Origin of the sequence: Acinetobacter lactucae (genome assembly GCF_013344765.1) — a bacterium.
Taxonomy (GTDB): domain Bacteria; phylum Pseudomonadota; class Gammaproteobacteria; order Pseudomonadales; family Moraxellaceae; genus Acinetobacter; species Acinetobacter lactucae_A.
The window spans coordinates 1-5,334 of record NZ_JABVBF010000206.1 but is presented as its reverse complement, the minus strand read 5'-3'; the positions used below and the strand labels follow the sequence as shown (position 1 = coordinate 5,334).

Genomic DNA, 5,334 nt, shown 5'->3' with positions numbered 1-5,334 from the left:
GTGTCAGATTTAAATATATTTAAAACCTAGCATATTAGTCAACATATTTTGAACGGTGCCATTAAAAATAAATATTTTGAGTTACAAATCACGCTTTGGTAAAAAATAAAAGATATAAAAAAAGCCCATCGTAAGATGGGCTTGAGCATTCATATAAACTATGAATCTTTATCTATTGAATGAGGAGTCGTAGTTTTATCTTGCTGTTTTGTATCATTTTCTCCTTGGCAAGCACTCACACTTAAAGAAATAATGGCGGCTAAACCCAAGGTCGCTATAATTTTTATCATGTTTCACCTCATGAATTGTTTAGATTGATGAGTTAATAAATACTTTTTATTAGTTTTACGATCAGCATACGTTTCTAGACTTTTTTGTACATTTAACAAAAAAATGTAAAGCTATTTGGTTTTAAGTTTAAATATATCCTCCAATTTTACTATCAAATAGTAAAATCTACGTTATGAGTTGAAAAAAGATTAAATATTTACTGAGTGCCTAAGCGTCTTTATGAGTAAGTCGTATAAGTGATCTACAGCTTTCGACTCTAAAGATGTTCTACTCCGATAGACAGCTGTCTCCATAGGTTCTAAAGGTCCGAGCCCATGATCAGCCCCCAATATCGTTAAATGTTCGGGTGCACTACACTGTGTAAACACGGCAATTGCTAAACCACTTTCAACTGCTGCAATTTGACCAGCTAAACTTGAGCTATTGTATACCACACGATAACGGCGCCCTTGTAATGCCAAGGAATTGATAGCACTCTTCTTGGCTTGACTGGTACTTTCGTAAACTGCAATTGGAAGTGGGTCTTCTCGCCAAAGTTCAAACTGTGGAGAACCAACCCACACCATCGGTTCATGAAATAAAAGTGTTCCTTGACGAGCGTTATCTCTTGAGATTAAGGCCAAGTCTATATCACCACTTTCTACTCGAGGTATTAAGGAAGTAGACTGCTCACAGATCAATTCGATTTCAACACCTCCGTAACGTGGCGCAAAGCGCTTAAGTACAGGTGTTAAATATTTTGCAGCGTAATCATCGGGTACACCAAGGCGTATACGTCCTTTCAGTTCATCTCCGTGAAATGCCATTTGAGCTTCAGCATGTAAATCAAGAATACGGCGTGCATAACCTAAAAGTAGTTGTCCTTGCGACGTTAACTCAATTTGTCGGTGTGTTCGTATTAAAAGTTGACACTGGAGAGTTTCTTCTAATTTTTTCAGTTGCATGCTTACAGCAGATTGAGATCGATATAATTCAGGTGCTGCATTAGACAATGAGCCTGTATCTACCACCGTGACAAAACATTTTAGCCAATCAATCTGTAAATTTTTTAAATTCATTACGATTTATCTATTCGATTTTCAAATAGTATATAAAAGAATTATGCGCTTTTGTTTATTTGTTATCTCTCTCATACTAAAAATCAGGAAAGCTCAAACAATACATTTTTAAAGAGAGGATATCTGCAATTTGAATAGTGATCTTTATGGCTATGCTCTTAATTCTAAATTAGCAGCTATTTAACCAGTTCTTATTATCATTCGAAGTCATGGCATTTTGTTCTTATTAGCTTAATAAAATAAGAGCTTAAATGGCAGCATTTCTTAATAACTTTATCAATTTATATTTCTTAGAAATTATAACTAGGAGGGATTCTAATGCGCCTAAATAAAGGGTTGCTCGCCTCACAAAGTGCAACTTCAGCTTTTGTCTTACTGTGGGGAAGTGCTGCAATTTTTACTCGATGGGGACTCGATAATTCTTCTCCAATCGCATTCTTAATTCTTCGCTTTTCTATCGCTTTAATCATTCTAATTGTTCTCGCTGTTTTTAGACAAAAATTATTACCGAAACATGGTACGAGAAAACAAGTTCTTCTTAGTGGACTCCTTCTTATTGCTGGTTATTCAATCTGCTACTTTAAAGCTATGGCCCATGGAGTTACACCTGGCCTGATTGCTACGATTATGGGTATACAACCAATCCTTACTCTTTGCCTTATCGAAAAAAATTTGAAAAAGGAACGTCTTCTGGGGCTATGTATCGCTTTAGCTGGACTCATCCTGTTGGTATGGAAGAGCTTAACAACTTCTTTTATTGCTCCGGTTGGAATGTTATTTGCCCTAGCTGCTCTTTTATGTATGACATTTGGGTCAATCATGCAAAAGAATATTCAGCAGCCACCCACAGATGTCCTTCCCCTTCAATATTTAATCACCCTTATCGTGTGCATATTGTTTGTTCCTTTTGAACATTTTGAAGTTGTGTGGAATTCACAATTGATCATTTCAATTCTATTTCTTGGTATTTTAATTTCTGTCGTTGCTCAGCTTTTGCTTTATCGGCTATTAAATCAGGGAAATATTGTAAATGTTACTAGCCTGTTCTATTTAGTCCCTGTTGTGACTGCACTTTTAGACTTTCTCATTTTAGGCAATAAGCTACCCATCGCTGGTTTATTAGGAATGATTGCAATTTTAATAGGCTTAATGCTTGTATTTAAAAAAACTTAAATTTAAGAAAGTAAAGGCTTCATATAGCATTTCAAATAAGTTATTCGGTTCATTAACAGAACATAGCAATAAGTATGAAATTATCAAATGAACATTACAACGGTTTTCTTCTCTGTCGCTCGAATTTCAGATATACTGCTCTTAGTATGAGATGAGCCTTATATAGTTCATTGGTAGATCAATGAATGACTAAGCCCTTCGCTTTCGAGCAAGGGCTTTTTTAATGCGCATAATTTAGGGAAATTACTTTTATCTGACTCAGCAATTCAACCCTCGGTTTGCCTTTACTGAGCAGGTCTGTTAGATTGGTCTTGTTGATCAACTCCTTTTGTTGATGAATACTGAAGCCTGATTCGTAGCATCAGGCTTTTTTATGTCTAAAACTTATATAAATGATCCTATCAAAATGATGACATATGGTTCTCAGCGTGACTTTAAAAAAAACAAAGTCAGTAAAACTATAAAATAAACTGCACTATCTCGCTTTTAACCAAGCTCCTACTTCTTTTAGCATATCAACCAAGCCGTTTAATTTCTTACCATCTTCAGTTAAAGAATACTCAACTTTAACGGGAACTTCCGCAAAAACCTCCCTATTAATAAATCCTTCTTCTTCGAGAAAACGTAATTCCAAAGTTAACATTCTTTGAGAAATATTAGGAATTGCTCGTCTTAGTTCATTAAAACGCATAGGTCTCTCGATGAGAAATGAAATAATTAACATTCTCCAGCGGCCACCCAATACTGTCATTGCCTCTTCTACAGAACAGCCAGAAATATTATCTTTCATTGTCTAATCAAGTATAAAAAATATACCTATATAACAAAATAGTGCCTAATTTACAATCTATACCAAGTAATCAATAATAATTTTTTATCACGTAAAGAACGGCCTACTATGATGGAATATAAAGAAATTGCTAAAAAGACGATTAATCATTTGTACTTAGCACATGCATCAATTCGAAGCTCAGGAATTGATCCTCAAATAGTTGCTTTAGCTGAATTGTATGTATCCCAAATCAATGGCTGTGCTTACTGCTGTGCTTTTCATGCACAGGAATTAAGAGACATGGGAATGAGCCAAGAAGTGATTGATAAAATTCCGGGCTATAAACACTCGAATGTTTTTTCTCAGAAACAACTTCTTGCTCTCGAACTTGCAGAAGCAGTCACCTTTCTATCTGAAAAAATTGAGACTGTAAAAGTTCACTTAGCAGAGTATTTTAATGAACGAGAGATTGTAGAGTTGACGACCAGTATTTCACTTATGGGAGCATTAAACAGGCTCAGAATCACCTTAGGGGATAAAAGTTAATCCATTCAATTTCCATATGAAAAAGCCCTGATTATTCGGGGCTTTTTCATGAATTTTTGACAAAGTTTAATAAAAATTGAAAGTACTATTCTGACGATAAAAATAATTTCTTTTCCATGGCACGGCGTCTAACCAATCCCGATAAACGCTTACCTCCTGCGTTTACCCATACATCAAACTGATTTGCAGCCTCTTTGTAATCTCCTGAGTTTAACTTCTTTAGTAAGGTCGATTTTTTAAAGGCACCTACCCCAATGTTGTATGTTAGAGATACTAATGCATCAAATTGATTTTGGTTTAAAGGAACTTTTACAGCGCTATTTACAGCACGTTCAAATATTTTCAAATCATGCTGCATATATGCTTTGGCTTGCTCAAGAGTACATGTATCACCTTTTCTAACACTTGAACCATCAGGATATCGGGTTGTACCATAACCAATACTCCAGATGCCTGTACCATCGTCATAGGCCTTTAGACGTAATCCTTCAAAATTACAAATATGATTTATTCCCTCCAAACTAAGAATCATCTCATCAACTGCAAAACCAATTTCCGCAGTGCCATGATCAGTTGCTGTAGCAATATGGCGATTTGTAACGTCATTTGGTCTAGACTTAGCTGTAAAGATCTTCAGGAGATAATCCAATATTTTTTGCATTTAAAGCCCTGTTCTCTTATTTTGTGTATAAATATATAGCCACATATCTCGAGTCTCATTGTTTAGTTCTAATTTTTTGGGAAAAAGAATTATCAACCACTCAGACTTGTTAAACCTCGATCAAATACTCAAAAATTTAGAATGCCCAATATTAAATTGGGCTATGATTTATTGTTCGACTTCAATCGGATCGCCATCTTCAGGACGAATATGACGCTCACCATCGTCAGCCGGATCGACACTAGAGCCATCTTTGGTAATGCTGTTATATAACTCATCCTCTTTTTTATCATCGATAAATTCTTCATCTGCAAAATCAAGAGGTTGTTCATCGTCGTCAAAATTTAAGGGTTTTTCTTCATCTATCATGAAAGTTATCCTCGAATTAACTAGTGTTATTCCATGCTTAAATAATTAAGAAATACATTCAACCCTAAACAATCATCATTTGTGTAACAGACACTTTAAGATACATTTATATAAAAAACCGCCCCAAAAGGCGGTTAATAAAATCTTGTTATGGAGAAATCAAACAACATTAATTCTTTTTAAATATTTTAAGTAGGTAATTTACTATTTTTAAGGTAATCATCTGATTTAAAATAATTAACAATCATTTCTGCATTTTCTTCTTTGACAGGTAACGTAGTTACTGGGGTACTTTCGTTCCCCATACTAAAACCTTGAGGTATCAACTGTGAAATTGGAGGGAATTTAGGTTTTCCTCCTTCAGTAACTCTTTCAACAAATCCAGCAAGCCATAAAATAAACTCACCTTCATTTTCAAACTTAGGTATAAGGCTAAAATCAATTTTGACCGAGCAGTGTTGACT

At 34.9% G+C, this 5,334-nt stretch carries 7 protein-coding genes and 1 pseudogene; 2 read left to right on the top strand and 6 right to left on the bottom strand.

Going from position 1 to position 5,334, the window contains the following annotated elements; all coding sequences use genetic code 11:
- Nucleotides 1–158: 158 nt before the first annotated feature.
- Nucleotides 159–290: a hypothetical protein gene (locus tag HUN22_RS15390; RefSeq protein ID WP_174731120.1), complete on the bottom strand. Its 132-nt coding sequence runs from the start codon at nt 288–290 to the stop codon at nt 159–161.
- A 189-nt stretch (nt 291–479) separates the two neighbouring features.
- Nucleotides 480–1,349 carry a LysR family transcriptional regulator gene (locus tag HUN22_RS15385; RefSeq protein WP_174731117.1) on the bottom strand — a complete coding sequence of 290 codons (870 nt, stop codon included), beginning with the start codon at nt 1,347–1,349 and terminating at the stop codon, nt 480–482.
- 318 nt (nt 1,350–1,667) lie between these two features.
- Here HUN22_RS15385 and HUN22_RS15380 point away from each other — a divergent pair, with 318 nt between their 5' ends.
- Nucleotides 1,668–2,522 (top strand): DMT family transporter, encoded by an 855-nt coding sequence (locus HUN22_RS15380; RefSeq protein WP_174731114.1) that lies wholly within the window; start codon nt 1,668–1,670, stop codon nt 2,520–2,522.
- Nucleotides 2,523–2,997: 475 nt separating this feature from the next.
- Here HUN22_RS15380 and HUN22_RS15375 read toward each other — a convergent pair whose 3' ends face one another.
- On the bottom strand, nt 2,998–3,312 hold the full coding sequence (locus tag HUN22_RS15375; protein WP_174731111.1) for a winged helix-turn-helix transcriptional regulator: 315 nt from the start codon (nt 3,310–3,312) through the stop codon (nt 2,998–3,000).
- 111 nt (nt 3,313–3,423) lie between these two features.
- Here HUN22_RS15375 and HUN22_RS15370 point away from each other — a divergent pair, with 111 nt between their 5' ends.
- Complete coding sequence (locus tag HUN22_RS15370) at nt 3,424–3,840, top strand: carboxymuconolactone decarboxylase family protein (protein ID WP_174731123.1); 417 nt, start codon at nt 3,424–3,426, stop codon at nt 3,838–3,840.
- Nucleotides 3,841–3,925: 85 nt separating this feature from the next.
- Here HUN22_RS15370 and HUN22_RS15365 read toward each other — a convergent pair whose 3' ends face one another.
- The 3 genes and pseudogenes from HUN22_RS15365 to HUN22_RS15355 all read right to left on the bottom strand — a co-directional run.
- Nucleotides 3,926–4,501 (bottom strand): lysozyme, encoded by a 576-nt coding sequence (locus HUN22_RS15365; protein WP_174731108.1) that lies wholly within the window; start codon nt 4,499–4,501, stop codon nt 3,926–3,928.
- 168 nt (nt 4,502–4,669) lie between these two features.
- A complete protein-coding gene (locus HUN22_RS15360) occupies nt 4,670–4,870 on the bottom strand; it encodes a hypothetical protein (RefSeq protein WP_174731105.1) in 201 nt (66 codons plus the stop codon).
- Nucleotides 4,871–5,058: 188 nt separating this feature from the next.
- Nucleotides 5,059–5,334 (bottom strand): annotated as a pseudogene (locus HUN22_RS15355) (hypothetical protein); the annotation flags it as partial.